Consider the following 18,849-nt stretch of genomic DNA (forward strand, 5'->3'; position numbering starts at 1 on the left):
TTTGGTTTCCCTATGAGGCTTGTCAATCCTGCATCTGAACGGTTGTTAATAATTGCAAATTCATTAAAGGAGATAAAAAAAGTGGGGAAAAAGCAGAATTTTATAGAATAAAACTTATCAAAGGATAGCGTTTTAAGGCGTAAATGAATCACGAAAATATTGTTAAGTTTGTATTCGTCATGAAACCATCCATACCTAGAGGCACTAGAGATTTTGGCCCTTCAGAAATGAAAAAAAGGAATTACATTTTAAATGTGATTCGTAATAATTTTGAGTTGTTTGGATATGCGCCAATTGAAACTCCGGCTATGGAAAACATCAGCACCTTAACCGGGAAATATGGCGATGAGGGAGATCAATTGATTTTTAAAATATTGAATTCAAGAATTCATGAAAGTAAAAATAAAGAGGCTCTTTTGAATGAGTTCACACTTTCTTTAAAATCTTCTAGAAATTCGGAAACTTTAACTGAAAAAGCATTAAGATATGACCTTACTGTTCCATTTGCCCGTTTTGTGGTTATGAATCAGCATCAGCTGCATTTTCCATTTAAGCGTTATCAGATACAACCGGTGTGGAGAGCGGATCGTCCGCAGAAAGGAAGGTACCGGGAGTTTTACCAGTGTGATGCGGATGTGATAGGAAGCGATTCGTTGATTAACGAACTTGATTTGGTTGCCATGATGGATAAATCATTTTCGACTTTGAAAATTCCGGTAAAGCTTAAAATCAACAACCGTAAAATATTGACTGCTATTTCACAACTTATTGATGCCCCGGATAAAATTATTCCTATAACGGTAGCCATAGATAAGTTGGATAAAATTGGAAAGGATGGCGTGATTGAAGAGCTTAAGAATATTCCGTTACCTGCAAAAGCGATAAACATACTCAATCCCCTATTAGATAATCAAGGGTCTAATGCTGAAAAAATTGGGGTACTCAAAAATTTGTTAAGTGAAGTTGAGGTTGGAAAAAAAGGAATTGAAGAATTGGAATTTCTTTTGAATAACTTAAAAACGGAACATGTTACCCTAGAATTGGATATTACTTTAGCCAGAGGATTAACGTATTATACGGGAACGATATTTGAAGCTAAAGTGAATGAAGGAGATTTTACACCCAGTATTTTGGGTGGAGGTAGATACGATGATTTAACAGGTATTTTTGGATTAAAGGGCATGAGTGGAGTTGGTATTTCATTTGGTGTTGATCGAATTTATGATGTGATGGAGGAGTTGAATTTATTTCCCGATCAGGTAAAAATTGTTTCAGTATCAAAGCTGTTGTTTGCTCATTTTGATGAGGAAAGCAGAAGTCATGCACTGGAGCTTGCACATCAATTACGTAATAATCAGATAAATTGTGAGGTCTATCCTGAGTTGACTAAAAAGATTGGAAAACAAATTGATTATGCCAATAAATTAAATATTCCTTTTGTGTGTACCATTGGCAGTAATGAAATTCAAAGTAAAGCTTATTCTTTTAAAAACATGGCTGATGGTCAACAACAACAATTCAATTTGCAGCAAATAATAGATTTTTTAAAATAGTATGTTATTCCTGATCAATCATAACAACAGAATTACCATTGAAGAAGTTGAAAAATTTTTAACGGATGAATCTGCAGAAGTAAGATTAGCTGAAGAAACAATATTGGAAGTAAAAAAAGGGAGAGATTATTTAGAAGCCAAACTAAAATCGTCTAAAGAACCGGTGTATGGTATAAACACAGGTTTTGGTTCACTTTGCAATGTTATTATTCCCGACAACGAATTAGGACAGTTACAGGAAAACTTGGTTAAAAGTCATGCCTGTGGTACGGGTAAAGAAGTACCCCTACCGGTTATTAAATTAATGTTGTTTTTAAAAGTGAGATCCTTGTGTTATGGAAAGAGTGGCGTAAAACCGGAAACAGTTAATCTATTATGTGAATTAATCAATCATCAAATTTATCCGGTAATATTTCAGCAGGGTTCATTGGGAGCAAGTGGCGATTTAGCTCCCCTGGCTCACTTGAGTTTACCATTACTAGGTTTAGGTAAGGTAAATTATAAGGGAGAAATAATAAGTGCGGCAGACGCATTTAAAAAAGTTGGATTAAAAACTATCAAGCTTGGCGCCAAAGAGGGCCTGGCTCTTTTAAATGGCACGCAGTTTATGAGTGCATATGGTGTTTATAATATCATCCAATCAAAACACTTAAATAAAATAGCAGATGCAATTGCTTCCGTTTCTTTGGATGCGTTTTATTCAAAGTACGATCCATTTAAAGCGAATTTACATACCATACGGGCGCATGCGGGGCAAATTGAAACCGCCGATTCTATCTTAAGCTGGTTAGCGGGTAGTGAAATAGGAAAATTATCCAAAAAGCAAGTTCAAGATCCTTACTCTTTCCGTTGCATTCCGCAGGTGCATGGCGCTACAAAAGATACTTTAAAATTTGTGACTTCCGTTTTTGAAACAGAAATTAATTCTGTTACGGATAATCCAACTATTTTTCCGGACTCAGATGAAATATTGAGTGGGGGTAATTTTCATGGTCAACCATTGGCATTAGCCAGTGATTATTTAGCCATAGCCATGGCTGAACTAGGTAGCATTTCTGAGCGAAGAATATATTTGTTAATCAGTGGTCAAAGAGAATTGCCGGCATTTTTAACCAAACATCCCGGTTTACATTCCGGTTTTATGATTCCGCAATACACAGCAGCAGGCATTGTTAGTCAGAATAAACAATTATGTACGCCCGCAAGTGTAGATAGTATTGTTTCCAGTAATGGACAAGAAGATCATGTAAGTATGGGTGCGAATGCTGCCACTAAATGTTATGAGGTGATTCAAAATATTGAAACCATATTGGCTATTGAGTTGATGAATGCAGCCCAGGCCATAGAATTCCGCAAACCGATAAAATCTTCTGTTAAAATTGAAAAATTTCTGGGCAGTTATAGAAAAACTGTTCCCTTTGTTGAATACGATGAAATTTTACATAACCTTATTTTATTATCCAAAAATTTTGTTGCCCATGTTAAGCTTTAAAAAAACAACACGAAGTCTGTTTGTATGGCTTTGGGTAATTTTAATAAGAAGCAATGCTTTAGCTTGTCAATGTCCTTCCACCTCCTTAAGTTTGAATGAGTGTGCTAAATACGATATAATTTTTAAAGGTAAAATTGAATCAGTTAAGAGCTGTGAAAATGGTTACGGTGAAGCGATTTTTGAAATTGAGGAATTATATAAAGGAAATATTAAGAATAAATTTTTAGTTTATTTTGAATGTGATGTTCCTTGTGCTCAAAAATTCCAGGTAGGGGAGGAGTGGATTATTTACACCTATTTTAAACAAATTACCAATGGTAAAATGGATTGGTGCAGCAGGAGCAGAAAATACTTTGCCATAGCTGCTCAGGATTTATATACACAAAATTACGGGAATGATTATGAGGATGAGTTAGACTTTTTAAGAATGAAATTGGGATTACATAAACCGGTAAATGAAGTGATTCAGGGCACTGCAGATAGAAATATTAAGCCATCCTTAACTCAAATGATAATTCTACTTTTAGTATCAATGTCTTGTATAATTTTATTTTACTGGCTTTTTGGAAAGTATTTCAAAAGGTTTTAGGCTAAACTAGGCTTCTTTATTTAAGTTTTGTTGCCACTTCCAGGCACTTAACATCATATCGTCAAGATTATATTTCGGTTTCCATTGTAATTCATTTATTGCTTTTGCATTATCAGCATAAATAGCGATCACATCTCCTTCTCTTCGGTTTCCTATAGTATAATTTAATTTAATTCCACTCACTTTTTCAAAAGAGCCTATGGCTTCCAAAACTGAAACTCCATTTCCGGTTCCTAAATTGAATATTGAAATATTTTCAGAATATTTTTTATCCAATAAATAAAACAAAGCGTTTACGTGCGCTGCGGCAATATCACTCACGTGTATATAATCTCTGATGCAGGATCCGTCTCGCGTATTATAATCTGTACCAAACACGGTTAATTTGTTTTTTCCACTAGCAGTTTGTGTAATAATTGGTACAAGGTTATTGGGTGGTTTGATTGGTAATTCACCAATTAATCCACTCATGTGTGCACCAACCGGATTGAAATATCTTAGTAAAACACAATTTAAATGTGGGTAAGCCCGGCATACGTATTGAATCATTTCTTCACCAATTTGTTTGGTATGCGCATAAGGCGATTCACTTTTTTTAATGGGTGTATTTTCGGTAACCGGTAACTGATCGGCATTACCATAAATAGAACAAGACGAAGAGAAAATAAAATTTTCAATATTGTATTCTGTGCAATAAGCTAATAAATTTAAAAGCGAATTTAAATTATTATTATAGTAGAGAAGCGGATTACTGACACTTTCGGGAACAGCTTTGAGTGCAGCAAAATGAATAATTCCTTGGATGTTACCAACCTCATTAAGAGTTTTAAATAAACGAGTTTTATCACACAAATCAACATCCAAATATTGAATTTTTTTCGAAGTGATTTTTTCTATTCGTTGATAATTTTCGGCGTTTGAATTACAATAATTATCAATGGAAATGATGTTAATGGATGGATTTTTTAAAAGTTCAATTATGGTATGTGAGCCAATGTATCCTGCCCCGCCTGTTACTATTATTGTTTCCATTTATGAATTAAATATAAATATAAATTGCGATATTTTTTTAATAAACCGTTATAATTCTCACCATAATTTAAACGTGTAAAAAGTGGTAAACACAACTATGTTTGACATAATGAATAATTTCATTTACTCAATGATTGATAAATGGAGGCGTATTTTAAGATGGCATTTTGTGTGTTAAAATGTTCAAGAGCAATATTGCGATAATTATTTTTTGTATGAGTTAATTTCAGGTAATTTTCACAGGCTTTTCGGTAATTAGCCTCATTAAAATCATCTATTAATACCCCGCCATTGTATTTATTGAAGTACATATTGTTGTCGCCAATATTGCTATTTGTGATTATGGGCAAATTCATAGCCCAGCATTCGGCCATTTTGGTTGGAGATGAGGCTATTTTTGAAAAGGCCGGTTTAATAAAAAAAATGGAAGCTTTGGCAAGCGATAAATAGTTAGGCACCTGATGATATAAGGCACTTTCGGTAATTATAATTTCTTTTTGATGGGAATTATAATTTTCAAGAATTTTATTTAATTCTTTGGTGTCACGTGTTAAAATTAGCAGCTTAATATTAGGTATATATTTTTTCCACACCAAAATACAATCAATCATTTCCTTGGTAAAATACCAGGTTCCAACCGAACCGGTGCTTATAATTAGATGATCTTCCGGATTAATTTTTGATTTTGGCTTAAACGAATTTAAATTAGTTGGATTAAAAATATTCAGGTCCACGCAACAAGGTATAACCGTTGTTTTTTGTAAGATGTTTTTATGTGGAAAGGTTTTTTCGAGGTAATCTTGACCATTATGCGTTAACGAAATAATGGCGTCCGATTGCCTGAGTAATTGTTTTTCTTTCTTTTTAAAATATTTATAAGCCAATAATTGGTGCGCCTTAGTTTTACTCCAAATTTTACCGTCTATTCTTTCATCTGCCCAAAAACCACGCATGTCAAAAATAAATGGTATTTGATATTTTTTTTTAAGATAAAGCCCGATTATAGATGCCAAATAACTTCGGCAATGGGTTAAAGAAATTTTATTTTTTGCAACTTCTTTTTTGGCCAAGGTTTTCAGTTGTTTGAGATATAAAAATCGAGATAAAAACCCGCCTTTTTCATCATAAAAAACATAGGTCCAACTGATTCCTAATTGATTGAGTTGCTCCCGAATATTGGGTGATTCACTACTAAACCGTTCTTTCTTTTCGCAAGATAAAATTGTTATGTTGTAATTGTTATTCGCTAGTCCTTTTAAATAAGGTAATATTTGAGATTGACCCAGAGGGTCGCTTAATCCGTCAAAAGTTATAAATAAAGTATTTAGTGTTGTCTTTTTCAGCTCAATTTATATATGTAACTTTATAAGTGGAATGGATATTTTTGATATACTACTGCCACCATTTTATTTAAGCATAATACTGTTTATTGCCCATAAATATAGTATTAAAAAGCTTAGAACTGAGCCTATTTATAAATATTTCATGGGGGGTTTAATAGCAAAAATTTCGGGCGCAATCTGTTTGGGATTAATTTATTTTTTTTATTATAAAGGAGGGGATACAATAAATTATCATCATACGGCAATGTGGTTAGTTAATGTTTTATTTGATAAGCCTGATGATTTTATATATTTATATTTTGGTGAGCCCGATATAAGTGAGTTTTATTTGCTGCAATCAGATTACAACTACAGCTATTGGGTAAATGATAAATATGCCTGGTTTGTGGCAAAATGTTTTGTTCCGGTTGTTTTCTTAGGTGGAAAATCGTATATGTCGTCTGCTATTATTGTGGCTGTAATTAGTTATTTGGGTGTTTGGCGTTTATTTCTCGTATTTACACGTGAGTTTCCGAGTCTTACAACGCAATTTAAATGGGCAATACTATATGTTCCTTCAGTAATTTTTTGGGGAAGTGGTATCATGAAGGATAGCATTACTTTTTCAGCCTGTTGTATATATGTTCACGGTTTTTATTGGTTTTTCACTCAAAAAAAGTATAAACCAAAATATTTATTGGCTATCCTTGCAGCCGCTTACTTTTTAATAAGTATAAAACCATATATATTACTCGCGTTATTGCCTGGGTCTATGTTGTGGTTTGTAACCTTAAGGGTGAATAAAATTAAAAGTGTTTTTTTGAAAGTTATGTTTACGCCAACATTAGTAGTATTGGGTCTTTTACTTGGCGTTACATTATTGGATAAGTTGGGTGATTCTTTAGGCAAGTATTCTCTTGATAAAGTTATTGGAACAGCATCATCAGCTCAACGGGATTTAAAACAGTCTTATTATGGCGGTAATACTTTTGATATTGGTGATTATGATGCCAGTATTGCCGGAGTAATGTCGGTTGCCGATAAAGCTATTTTTGCAACTCTTTTTAGGCCAACTCTCTTGGATGTTAAAAATATTGTAATGGCATTGTCGGCAGTAGAAAACACTTTTATTTTAATTTTTACTATTTATTTACTTTTTAAACTAAAAATATTCAGATTTTTTATGTTATTAACTGCTCACCCTTTGCTTATGTTTTCATTTATGTTTGCCTTATTTTTCGCCTTTTCTGTGGGAGTTTCCATATCAAATTTCGGAACGTTAGTTAGACTGAAAATACCCTGTTTGCCTTTTTTTCTTTCAAGTTTAGTAATTATGAATTACATTCTAAATATGACAAAAAAAGACAGGAATTGGGAAGTTACGGATGGTCCTATTTAATGCATAGCTATTTCATCCATTTTTCATACCACATTTGAAACATCAATAAGTGCCAGATTTTTGTTGCATACTCTTTTTTACCTTCAAAAAATAATTTAGTTAAACTATGCACTTCTTTCACATTAAATAGTTTTTGTGTTCTGATCCTATCTGAATTTAAGTAAAATAATACTTGTGGTTTGAGATTGGTTGTTAGCCAATTCTCAATTGGAATTGCAAATCCCATTTTCGGACGATCTAATAATTTTTCTGGAATATATTGGTGTGTTATTTCTTTCAGAATATATTTCTTAATTCCATTATTGTATTTATAATTATCCGGCAATTGCGCCGCCCATTCAATAATTCTATGATCAAGATAAGGTTCGCGACCTTCTATACTTTGACTCATTGAGGCCCTGTCTACTTTTTGTAGAATATCATCGCACAAATAGGTTTGATAATCGATAGCCATCATATAGGATAATGGAGAGTAGAAATCTTGTAAAAGTTCGTCAGATAAATATGCAGTGTTCATCTCCAGAAATGAATTCTGTAAAAGTTGTTTTAATTGCAAGTCATTATATTGCATACTTAAACTTTTCATCATATTTTTAGGTGATGGGTCATGCAGCAAATTTTTTAGTTTTTCGTATCGATTAAAAAAATTATATTTCTTATGAAGAACAGGAATTTTATTTGCCGGTAGTAAACCCATGAGTTTTGCGGAAGTTTTTCTTAAATATCCGGGCATTTGATTCAGTATTTTACCATGTTTCATCAAGAAATCATAACGATTATATCCGGCAAAAATTTCATCGCCCGCATCGGCACTTAAAGTTACGGTGACTTGTTTTTTAGCCATTTTACAAACTAAGGTTGTAGGTATAGCACTACTATCGGCAAATGGTTCATCGTAATAATAAGGTAAATCACTAATCAATTCTAATGCTTCTTCTTGTGTACACTGATATTCGTTATGATCAGTGCCTAAATATTCGGCGATTTCTTTTGCATATGGAGCTTCATTTAATCCAATGTCTGGCACACCTATTGTAAAAGTTTTTAATTTCTCTGTTTTGCCTTTTTGAAGTATTGCGGTTAAGCATGTGCTATCATACCCCCCACTTAAAAAAACACCAACCGGAACATCAGAAATCATGCGGTAATCAAATGCAGACTTCAAAATTTTTTCTGTCTCTAATTTGGCTTCAGTAAAGGAAATATCTAACTTAGGTTTATTATACGAATCATATACATTCCAATATTTTGAAATTTCAAGTGATTTTTTTTTAAAATTGAAAACCAAGAAATGTCCGGGCTTAAGTTTGAAACAATTTTTAAAAATGCAGTGCGGCGTGGGAACATTACCAAATTGCATAAATGCAGCAACAGCATCTGTATTAATTTCTTTTTTAAAATTTGGGTGTTGATGCAATGCTTTTAATTCAGAAGCAAAAAGAAACAAGCCATCATGCCAATAGTAATAGAAGGGTTTAATTCCCGCTCTATCTCTAACGCAATAAACGGTTTCGGATAAGGTATCGTAAATTGCAAAGGCAAACATGCCAATAAATTTATCGATACAAGAAATACCCCATTGAGCAAAGGAATGCAAAATAACTTCTGTATCTGAATACCCAATAAATTTGTGATTCAGTTTAATCAGTTCGTTTTTAATTTCCCGATAATTATATATTTCTCCGTTAAATGTAATCCATAAATGCTCAAACTTCATGGGTTGTTTACCTGATTCGCTTAAATCAATAATGGACAAGCGCCGATGCCCAAAACCAAATTGATAACTGCCGGTTTCAAAATACTCATAACCGCTTCCATCCGGTCCTCGATGAGTCATAGAATCGGTCATCTTATATAGAACAACAGCCGAAGAGGTTCGATTAAAATCTATGAAGCCGGATATTCCACACATATATTTACGCTTTACTAAATATGAAAATTAACAATTAATTTTTTAAAGATTACCAAGTAAATAGTAAATGTTTAATGATTGCTAAAGTTCTTAAAGAGAAAAAGTCATTTACATTTTGTTTAATGGATAGGAGTAGATATTTCAAAGTTTTTATTTTATTTTTTTTCACAGCCAATCCAATTGCGATTAAAGAGTTCATGTGCGCTTCAACCACTTTAATTTTATGTAGGTATGATTTTTGAATAATTTCATCTTGCTTTAAACTTAGAATAAGAGCATCTCTTCTAAGTTTCCATTTTTGCTCATCAAAATCTCTCATACTTCTTTCTTCATGATCGATTAAATAAGTAGTGGTTTTATCAAGATAACATATTTGATATCTAACAGCTAGTTTAATGAAAAAATCCCAATCTTCGGCAAACATTAACTCTTTACTTTCATTAAATAAATTATTTTTAGCAATATCATTTAAAATAAATAAACAATTTACATGTAGCGAACAAGCTTTAAAAACATCTTCGGGACTTGATTTTGGTAACTCGTTTTTCTGAACTACAGATCTATCTCTTGAGCCCCATAAAAAATTCAAATGGATTACTTCCGGATTTGATTTAGAATTAATAAAATCAAATGCAGTTTGTAAATGCAAATTTTCCATCACATCGTCAGAGTCCAAAAAGCCAATATATTTTCCTGAAGATAATTTAATGCCGGTGTTTCTGGCATGAGCAACACCATGATTTTCGTTTTTAATATATTTAATGCGTGAATCAGAAAATGATTTCACGATGTTCTCTGTATCATCAGTACTTCCGTCATCAATAATTAACACTTCGAAATCATTAAAAGATTGACTTAAAACGCTTTCTATACTATGCGAGATTATGTGTCCGCGGTTATAAGTAGGTATTACAATGCTATAAAACAATTTGCTTAATAATTTTAAAAATTACCCAATTTTTCTTTTTTGAATATTTTTCTGTACATGTCATAAATAAATTTCAATTTTTTTTCATTGTTCGGATAATCGGAATACCATTTAACAGGTTGTTTCATAATTTCGTGAAATTCATTTGTTTTAATGCCCAATTTTTTGCACACATATTCAATATCACTTTGTATTTTGTTTTCATCGTATGGCAAGGTTTTCAATTGCAAAAGGGCATCTTCCCTTTTCATATCTCCGGTGCAAATTCTGCTTGAAAACGTAGCTCTGCGATAATCTATTCCGAATTTATTAAACAAATAATAAGACTGAATAAATTTGGTGTAAATTGATTCGTGGTGTTTTTGCCCGTAACTATGCCAATCAATTTCCTTTTTAAGTGTTTGAGTTACCTCTTCTTTTACATAATTCACATAATTTAATAAGTAAATTATTTTGATTTTTTTTACCAATTTATAATATGCTTCAGTTGCAAAACCGAAAAATGGAAATTTTTTTAATTTTTGAGTTCCGAATTTATGATAAATAGCACTAAAGTATTTACCGTCTTTAGCATCATAATGCCAGTGTTTTGGCAATATACCTTCAGTTGCCAAATTACCTCCGCTAATTAAGTATTTAATATCGTATTTATTTGCTACGTGGTGAAGTGCGGCTAATAAAGCAATGTCGGATGGGGTTTCTGCCTCCGGAACAGAAGCTTTTAAAAAAGCTAATTGCACATCTTTAAATTCTTCCCAATCTAATACATAAGAATCATAGGCTATGTTTAATTTTTGTGTGATGTTAATGATGTTTTGAACTGAATCTTTTGAATTCCAACCGTTATCTACATGAACAGCTAAAACACGCAAATCAAGTTTTTTGCATAAATAGGCCACATAACTACTGTCTAAGCCCCCGCTTAAGCCAACAAGTACATCAAATTGTTTACCCTTGCCGGAGGCTTTAATTTCTGACAATAATTGATTTAATTTTAATTCACTTTGTCCTTTGTTATACTTAAAATTTATGCGTTTTTCTAAATATTCAATACAATGATTACATTCACCTGCAGCATTAAAGGTGATGGCTATATCTGAAGTATCCATAACGCATCTTGTGCAAATTTGATATTTGCGAAAAACAGAATTTAAATCCTGAGATGAATTGTTTGGAATATTTTGAGAACCGGTTTTTTGCTTAAAGCGAATTTTAACAATTAATAAAAGAATCAATAAAGGAATTAGGTACGTTAAGAATTTTGTGACACTTTGAAACAAGCGCATATTCTTTGCCGGTAATATACTTACTTGGCCATAGGCTATGTCATGTAACATGGGTTCTAATCGAATTTTTGGAATCAGATCATCGTAAACCAAATAAAGACTATCCTTATTTTGTTGGTACCACGCCATACTCTCGTTACTATTTTTAATTCTTTCCCACTTGGGTTCTACATTAACATCGTGTAAATGCCATTTGCCCTGATAATAAACTTCACACAAGTAATGTCCGGCAACCGCTTCTGTTCCAATGCCAACGCTTCTAAAGTTAATTTTTTTGCGCTGCAGAATTTCCATAAACACGATGTTTTGCTGACTGCAAATGCTATGTGCGTGCTTTAGAATGTCATTTGAAACTACTATAGATGATAAATGTGACCAGATTATTTTACCGCTTAAAAAGGCAATCCAGTTTTCTGAAAATCGATAATTTAAGGGACCATGAAAGAATCGTTCGCGCATAAAATTACTTAGCACAGCTACGTAAATAGCCGTATCAAATGTTTGAGGGTTATTTGAATAGTAGTAGATACTATCCACATAATCTATCGCTTTATCGATTGAATTTAGATATAATAATTTGGGATTATATTGTTCACCCGGACTCGGAGATGGCTCAGGTATAGTAAATAAATTACATACCAAGGGACTAACACTGAGAAAAAAAGCAATATATAGCCACAAAGAGGCTTGGTTCTTTAAAAATTTAATCACGTAGCGTTGAAATTTGTTTACCGGCGTTTCTTTATAGTTACCGTAATTGTAGCGAAAATAATGGTTTTATTCTAAATTTTGCAAAAAAAGACGCACTTAACCCTGTTTTTGGTATGAAATGGAAGGTTAGACCGACTAGGCTAATTAATCGACGGAGGTTAATGAAATGTTATACTAACTTAAATTAAATCTAAAGATTGCTAATGGCGGTAGTTTTAAAATAAATAGATTGTCTCTAATTTTTGAATCATGGCATTTAAATCGAAATTTTCAGTTACGGTAGCGTAAGAATTTGAAATAATTTTATCCCTTATTTCTTTCTGTTCTAACAAGGTAAAAATAGCTTCTGTAATTGATTTTGTGTTTTGGAAAGGAACAACCATTGAATTGTGTTTATCAACCAATATTTCTTTTCCAATACCTGATTTAGTTGCAATTAGGGGTATGCCGGATGCCAGGCACTCAACATATGTCTGACCAAATGCCTCTATATTTTCATTTATTGGAACATGAATGTAAATATCAAATATTTTGTATAGGGATGTTATCTCCGATTCAAACTCAACTTTTTTATAGGAGGTTTCAGGAATTTCTTGAAGTAGGCGGTTTACTTGTAATTCATAATCTCCTTCTGTGCCAAATAATAAAAGTAAGGCATTTGGATATTTTATTAATACTTCTTTAAAGGCCGGTATAATAAATTGTATGCCCTTCAGTTCAATAAATCGGGCAATAACTCCTATTACCGGTTTTTTATAACCGGGATTGTATTTCTCCTGTAAAGAAGCAACCTTTTTTTTATCAGTTTTTAAAAAATGTTCGAGTTTAAAACCGTGGTAAATTAGGTAGATTTTATTTTCAGGAACTCCTTCTTTTTGAATTAAAACATTTTTTACGTTTTCCGAAATTGCAACAATGTGCGTTGCAAGTTTGTTATAGAGTTTGTCCCACTTAACTGCATGTGGAAAATATTCAAGATTTAAAGTAGCATAATGCCTCGTATATATTCTTGTTTTGATACCGGATATATATGCAGCCATTAATCCAATAAATGTTGCATCAAATAAATGCGCATGAACTACATCTGTTTTATTCTTTTTTAAGAATCGACGGCATTTAAAAATAGCCGTAAGTAAATCGAATTTAGAACGATAGGCTACTCGAATAGTTTTGATATTATGGTGTTGTAAAAATTCTTCGAGAGGCGAATTGGAGTTATTTATTAAAATAAAGCTAAGCTCAATTTTGTTTTTGTTTATTTCTTGCGCAATCCACTCAAAAGCAATGGCTTTTTGTATATCTGAAATTATATAAGTTACTTTTTTTGTCATAACTTGTTTGGAAAGGCTATGATGTCAAAATGCAGAGTGCCGAAATAATAATTTTCAGTTACTTTTTCTCCAACTTTTGCATGAACACATTGATAATTATTTTCATGTAACAAATTTATTAATTGTTTGGCGGAAGACCCGTATTGTTTTAAGTTTATATCATCCACTTCTATAAATAATAAAGGACGAATTTCTTTTAAAATTTTAGCACTTCCTTTTAAAACATTATACTCATAACCTTCAACATCAATTTTTATTACGTCTATTTTTTCCCACTTAAATTCTTGCGAAAAATTATCGAGTGTATTCACTGAAATAATACTATAATTCGAATTATCGTCAGTACTAACCCGGTTCATGCCACGATTTTTTTCTTCAAAGATATTTAACTTTAAATTAGTTTTTTCTGATGATAATCCGCTGTTTATTGGGATTACATTCAGGTGAGGATTAAGTTTTACATGTTCTTGAAGCTTTGAAAAATTAAAAGAATCCGGTTCAAAAGCATATACCGTACCACTTGATCCTGATAAGTTAGCCATGCGTAAAGCGGTATAGCCGATATTGGCCCCTACATCAACAATAACAAAATCTTTTTTTACTTGTGAAAAAAGGTTTTCAGAGCCAATATCATGAAATCCGAAATACAAATAATGTCCAACGTAGTCAGAAATATCCAAAACTAATTTTATCCCTTCAATTTCTAATTTCCTGATACTTGGAGAAGGAAATAAATAATTAGGTGGCACAAATTTTGAACTGAATCGACCAATGAATCCTTTTTTTCTAGTGAAAAATGCAAGAATAGTTTCGAGAAAAGGAAGCAGAAAAATTTTTCTGAAAAAATTAAGAATAGCAGTTTTTGTTCCTGTTTTATTTTGTTGCATCTTCATTTTGTGTATATCCTTCAAATATGCTTACGGCAAATAAAAGGTTGAAAAGTAAATTAAAGAAAGGATCAAAAACTTTGTGGTTAGGAATTAATTTTAAAAGTAAATGAAACAAGGGTTTAGTAAATGATAATAGGGAAAGGATATTTTTTTTTGCAATCGAATAGTGCAGTGCAACTTCTGTGTAGCCCATTTTTACGGCTACTTTTTGGGTGAATGCCCCTCTTTTTTTTCGGTCAAGCCAGCTTTTCACATCCATGCGGTCTGATTCGTTATGGTAAATGAGTACACGGGTATCAATATAGTTTTGTATACCTTGTTTTTTTAGTTTTATACATAAATCATGATCCTCAAATCCGGCATACGGAAAATTTTCGTTGTATTTTCCTGCTTCTTCAAAATCTTTCTTTTTAATAGCTAGGAATTGACTAGTAATTCCATCACTTTTAAGCATAGTGTTGTTTTTCCATTCAATTTCCCTATTATTCCACCCCTCTAGAGTCGTGAAATGATTCCGAATTAAGTAACGTCCAAATAAGTTATTTGATATTTTCTTTAAGATATTTTCCGGGTAAACCCAATTGGCATTGTAACAGGTATTTGGATTAGATTCAATAAATTCAATTGCATTTAATATGGTTTCTTTATTCAGTAGCATATCATCATCTACAAATATTAAATTTTTGGAATTAGCATTTGAGGCACCAAAATTTCTAGCCGAAGCAACTCCTTTTCCGGGATTTGTTATGATTCGAACACTAGTATTTGGATTATTTAATTTAAATGGAATATTGGGATCGTCATTCACAACGATTATTTCCAATTCAGCTATTTGACATGCTAATATTGAATGAATACATTGATTGGCAATTTCATGCCGTTTGAATGTAGGCATAATAATGCTCGCTATTGATTCCATGACTCAATTTTGGATTTTAAGTCTTGTATGTTTACCACAATGTCTCTATACCCCGGTAATTCAGTATTGGTTGGACTTTTACAATATAGAAATTCATATTTTAGTTCTTGTACCATTGCTAATTTCAAAAAGCACCATTGTTTAAAGTCTTCCTGACAAAGATCCAAAACAAATGTTCCTTTCTTTGAAAAGATTAAATTTGATAAAGCAGCGCCATGCACACTAATAATTTGTTCGGCATGATGAAATGTGGCAATTTGTTGTTCAATACTCATTTCTTCCATTTCTACATATTCAAATCCCAGGGAAGTAATTAGTGTTTTTACTTCATCATTATTCAAAAGTTTTCTTCTTGTCGGATTTTTTCTGCCTACAAATATTTTCTTTATTTTTTTTTGATTTTGAATATTTATTTTTTCAAGTACCCATTTACTAAAATCCGGGAGAATTTCTGAATGATGGTTAAGATCACGTGCCGGAAATTCACTGCTTATCGCCAGGGGAGTTTGAATAACTTCAGAATTATCTAAATACACTATGTTTTTTACGCCTAATAATTTAAACCACTGCGCATGAAACGGCTGAATTTGTTTAGGAAAAACTAAGATGGAGTTAGGTATATAATCTTTTAATAAAAATAATTTTACTAAACATTCACAAGTAAAATGGTAGTAGCTGTCGTACCAACCAAAAGAAATACTTAGGGCAGGTTCACTTATTTTCTTTTTAGTCTTAAAAAAAGAAAACAAAAGGATATTAATAAATGAACAAGAATTCTTATGTCTGAACGAAAGTGTTGGTTTAAACACATGTAAATTTTTAATAATAAAGCCATATGGTGTGATTATGGCATTAGGTATTTTATATAAATTAATATTTTCAGGTACCGGTGGATCATTATCTTTTCGATCTCCAATATCTAAGATACTTGTTGGTTCATATAAAAGTATTTTTTCCATTAGCTAAAAATATTTTTAATTCTGATTCGAAACATTTCAATCCTACTAGTTTTATGAATATCGGGTTGAAGGGAGTAATAGCATTTCATATTCTTTAATTGCTCATTATTGTTTTCGCGAACAGAATTTAAATATTGTTTTCTTATGTCAATTATATCAGGATAATCATTCAATTTTAGAGTATTATATTTAGAGACTAAATTTTTTTCGTCATTTTGTTCCAATCCACTGAAATGATAAAACGCCAAAGGAGAATCATTAACAAAGTAGACTCCATCCAAAGAAGATATTTTTCGTTCATGTATATTCCATCCTGCAACATTGTATCCGGGGTCTTTTAATATTAAAACTTTATCGGAATAAATAGGAAGCAAATTCATTATTTTTTGATCGTAGAATTCTCCAATTAATGAATTGGAATGTCCGTGGTTAATCATATGATGTTTCCACCATTCAATTAATTTTTTTGAATTCTGATTGTAATTTAAAGCAACAAATCCTAAATTGAATATACCGGTATTTAAAGCCCCAACTTGGTGAGCATAAAAATTTTCAGACACTATTGGTTCTAATAAATGAGGAGTAACTATAAAATCGAAAGAGTCTAGATTTTCCCAAATTTCCTGTAAATTTTTATAGACGATGATATCCGGGTCTAAATAAATAAATTTTGTGGCATTAAATTTTTGGTGTAAATATTGAATGGCGAAGGGTTTAATAGCCGTATTAAATTCTGTTAGGTTATAAGTTTTCACCATCTGATCCAATTCCTTTATTCCAAGAGCTTCAACTTCGATAAATTCAACGCCTTCAAAATTTTCTATTGAAAAAGATTTGTCGATTTTATCTGCAATAATATAAACAAATTTAACCTGAGGCATGTGCAGTAGTATGCTTTGCTGGAGCGTTTTAGCATATGCTAAATAATTAACCGAACATATTGTGAATATTATATTCATTCTATTTCCTTATGAATAAAGCATTGCTGTATGCCAAACCTTCCTTGTAATAATTAATATTGGTTTCGTATAAGCTAACGAAATAATAATTGTATTGATTTAAAAAAGTTATTAATTCATTTAATTGTGTATTTCTTTTATTTTGAGGTGAAAGAGCGGTTTCGCAAAGTATTGCTTTTACATTATTCGATTCCAGCAATTTTTGGGCTCCGCTTAATACTTCAATTTCGAAACCTTCTGTATCTATTTTTAACAGGTCAATTTCTTCAATTTTTTTTTCTTTGATAAAATTATCAATGGTTTCAACTTGTATTTTTTCTTTTATAGCGTCGGTCTTTGGATTACTGATTTTAATTGAGTTTAATTGGGAATTGGCATCGTCAAACAAGTTGATTTCAACTTCTTCTTTCTTATTTCCAAATGCAATTTTGTAGTTTTGAATTCTTGACTTAGTAACAGTATTTCGTTTTAGCTGCTCAAATGTTTTTGTTACAGGTTCAAATGAATAAATATTGGCAGTGGGAAATTCATTATAATAATTCAAAGCAGTTTGTCCGGTATTAGCTCCAATATCAAAAACAGTTTTTGCCTCTTGTTTAAAAATATTTTTTAGGTCAGTCGCAAGATTAATGCCAATTGGTAAATCTTTCTTTTTATAAATGAAATAACCGGTAATTTGAATTAAGGCATTTCGAATTTGATACTGAAAACTCATATATTATTATTTTGTTTTTTTCCAATAAACTCCATCATTATCGATTTTAATTATTTCTTCTGTGATGTTGTGTTTTTTTCTGTAATCATTAACAGCTAACTGGCAGGAAGGAACTGATCCCCAATCATCAACAATAACAAATCCGCCAATGCTTAGTTTGGGATATAAATATTTCAAGCCATCCATAGTTGACTCATACATGTCGCCATCTAAACGAAGTAAACAAAGTTTTTCAAATGGCGCATTTGGCAAAGTGTCTTTAAACCAACCCTTCAGAAATTTCACTTTATCATCTAATAAATTATATTTGATAAAATTTTGTTTAACGATGTTTTCTGATACACTGAGTTCTTCAAAAGAATAGAATTTATCATTTTCATCCGCCTTATATTTTTCAGCGTTAGGTTTTGGAAGTCCTTCAAAGGAATCGGCACACCAAACAATTTTATCATTTACATCATAAGATTTCAAAATTGCTTTCATAAAAATAACTGCTCCACCTCTCCAAACGCCCGTTTCAATTAAATCTCCATCAATTTTATTAGCAATAACTTGTTCTAAACAGTCTTGAATATTGCTGAGTCTTTTATATCCAATCATGCTGTCTGCGTATAAAGGCCAATCATTCCCGTTAATTCTATCCTCTGAATTAAAATTCACTTTTTCACAAACCGTGAGCTGGTCCTTTCTGAATAATTTAGCGATTTTAAAAGAAATATTAAAAAAGTTATTTATTTTCTTCCCTTTTACGGGTCTATATTCTGTTAAATTTGATCGATGTAGATCAATAAGTGTATTCTTTAATAATTCTAAATATAATTTCCGATTATCTTCCATTTGTTTAAACTGCAA

The 18,849-nt window shown here is 31.8% G+C and carries 16 protein-coding genes; 4 read left to right on the plus strand and 12 right to left on the minus strand.

Annotated features, from left to right (window positions below; genetic code table 11):
- Nucleotides 1–179 precede the first annotated feature (179 nt).
- The 3 genes from IPM51_01070 to IPM51_01080 are packed head-to-tail and all read left to right on the plus strand — an operon-like array spanning nucleotide 180 to nucleotide 3,634.
- On the plus strand, nucleotides 180–1,553 hold the full coding sequence (locus tag IPM51_01070; GenBank protein ID MBK9282890.1) for a histidine--tRNA ligase: 1,374 nt from the start codon (nucleotides 180–182) through the stop codon (nucleotides 1,551–1,553).
- Between the two features lies 1 nt (nucleotide 1,554).
- Complete coding sequence (gene hutH, locus IPM51_01075; GenBank protein MBK9282891.1) at nucleotides 1,555–3,045, plus strand: histidine ammonia-lyase; 1,491 nt, start codon at nucleotides 1,555–1,557, stop codon at nucleotides 3,043–3,045.
- Complete coding sequence (locus IPM51_01080) at nucleotides 3,032–3,634, plus strand: hypothetical protein (GenBank protein ID MBK9282892.1); 603 nt, start codon at nucleotides 3,032–3,034, stop codon at nucleotides 3,632–3,634. The genes hutH and IPM51_01080 overlap by 14 nt, the downstream gene beginning before the upstream one ends.
- A gap of 6 nt (nucleotides 3,635–3,640) precedes the next feature.
- Here IPM51_01080 and galE read toward each other — a convergent pair whose 3' ends face one another.
- Together galE and IPM51_01090 are read right to left on the minus strand one after the other, a co-directional pair.
- Complete coding sequence (gene galE / locus IPM51_01085; protein MBK9282893.1) at nucleotides 3,641–4,666, minus strand: UDP-glucose 4-epimerase GalE; 1,026 nt, start codon at nucleotides 4,664–4,666, stop codon at nucleotides 3,641–3,643.
- A gap of 119 nt (nucleotides 4,667–4,785) precedes the next feature.
- Nucleotides 4,786–6,015, minus strand: a complete 1,230-nt coding sequence (locus IPM51_01090) for a glycosyltransferase (protein MBK9282894.1) — start codon at nucleotides 6,013–6,015, stop codon at nucleotides 4,786–4,788.
- A gap of 238 nt (nucleotides 6,016–6,253) precedes the next feature.
- On the opposite strand from IPM51_01090, the gene IPM51_01095 reads away from it, so the two are divergent.
- On the plus strand, nucleotides 6,254–7,387 hold the full coding sequence (locus IPM51_01095; GenBank protein ID MBK9282895.1) for a hypothetical protein: 1,134 nt from the start codon (nucleotides 6,254–6,256) through the stop codon (nucleotides 7,385–7,387).
- Nucleotides 7,388–7,394: 7 nt separating this feature from the next.
- Here the strand turns inward: IPM51_01095 and asnB are convergent, their stop codons facing one another.
- The 10 genes from asnB to IPM51_01145 all read right to left on the minus strand — a co-directional run bounded on the left by asnB (nucleotide 7,395) and on the right by IPM51_01145 (nucleotide 18,834).
- Nucleotides 7,395–9,299, minus strand: coding sequence for an asparagine synthase (glutamine-hydrolyzing) (gene asnB / locus IPM51_01100; GenBank protein MBK9282896.1), 1,905 nt, complete (start codon nucleotides 9,297–9,299; stop codon nucleotides 7,395–7,397).
- A gap of 49 nt (nucleotides 9,300–9,348) precedes the next feature.
- Nucleotides 9,349–10,227 (minus strand): glycosyltransferase, encoded by an 879-nt coding sequence (locus IPM51_01105; GenBank protein MBK9282897.1) that lies wholly within the window; start codon nucleotides 10,225–10,227, stop codon nucleotides 9,349–9,351.
- Nucleotides 10,228–10,241: 14 nt separating this feature from the next.
- The gene (locus IPM51_01110) at nucleotides 10,242–11,513 is read right to left on the minus strand and encodes an N-acetyl sugar amidotransferase (protein MBK9282898.1); all 1,272 of its coding nucleotides are present in this window, start codon (nucleotides 11,511–11,513) and stop codon (nucleotides 10,242–10,244) included.
- Nucleotides 11,514–12,439: 926 nt separating this feature from the next.
- Nucleotides 12,440–13,555 carry a glycosyltransferase family 4 protein gene (locus IPM51_01115; protein ID MBK9282899.1) on the minus strand — a complete coding sequence of 372 codons (1,116 nt, stop codon included), beginning with the start codon at nucleotides 13,553–13,555 and terminating at the stop codon, nucleotides 12,440–12,442.
- Entirely contained in the window at nucleotides 13,552–14,442 is an 891-nt protein-coding gene (locus tag IPM51_01120) for an FkbM family methyltransferase (GenBank protein ID MBK9282900.1), read from the minus strand. Before IPM51_01120 ends, IPM51_01115 begins: the two co-directional genes overlap by 4 nt.
- Nucleotides 14,429–15,364: a glycosyltransferase gene (locus tag IPM51_01125; GenBank protein ID MBK9282901.1), complete on the minus strand. Its 936-nt coding sequence runs from the start codon at nucleotides 15,362–15,364 to the stop codon at nucleotides 14,429–14,431. Before IPM51_01125 ends, IPM51_01120 begins: the two co-directional genes overlap by 14 nt.
- Entirely contained in the window at nucleotides 15,352–16,323 is a 972-nt protein-coding gene (locus IPM51_01130) for a glycosyltransferase family 61 protein (protein MBK9282902.1), read from the minus strand. Before IPM51_01130 ends, IPM51_01125 begins: the two co-directional genes overlap by 13 nt.
- Entirely contained in the window at nucleotides 16,323–17,282 is a 960-nt protein-coding gene (locus IPM51_01135; protein MBK9282903.1) for a hypothetical protein, read from the minus strand. Before IPM51_01135 ends, IPM51_01130 begins: the two co-directional genes overlap by 1 nt.
- 1 nt (nucleotide 17,283) lies before the next feature.
- The gene (locus IPM51_01140) at nucleotides 17,284–17,997 is read right to left on the minus strand and encodes an FkbM family methyltransferase (protein MBK9282904.1); all 714 of its coding nucleotides are present in this window, start codon (nucleotides 17,995–17,997) and stop codon (nucleotides 17,284–17,286) included.
- A 6-nt stretch (nucleotides 17,998–18,003) separates the two neighbouring features.
- Nucleotides 18,004–18,834, minus strand: coding sequence for a class I SAM-dependent methyltransferase (locus IPM51_01145; protein MBK9282905.1), 831 nt, complete (start codon nucleotides 18,832–18,834; stop codon nucleotides 18,004–18,006).
- Between the last annotated feature and the right edge of the window lie 15 nt (nucleotides 18,835–18,849).

It is taken from the genome of Sphingobacteriaceae bacterium, from assembly GCA_016715905.1.
In the GTDB taxonomy this organism is placed as follows: Bacteria; Bacteroidota; Bacteroidia; order B-17B0; family Aurantibacillaceae; genus Aurantibacillus.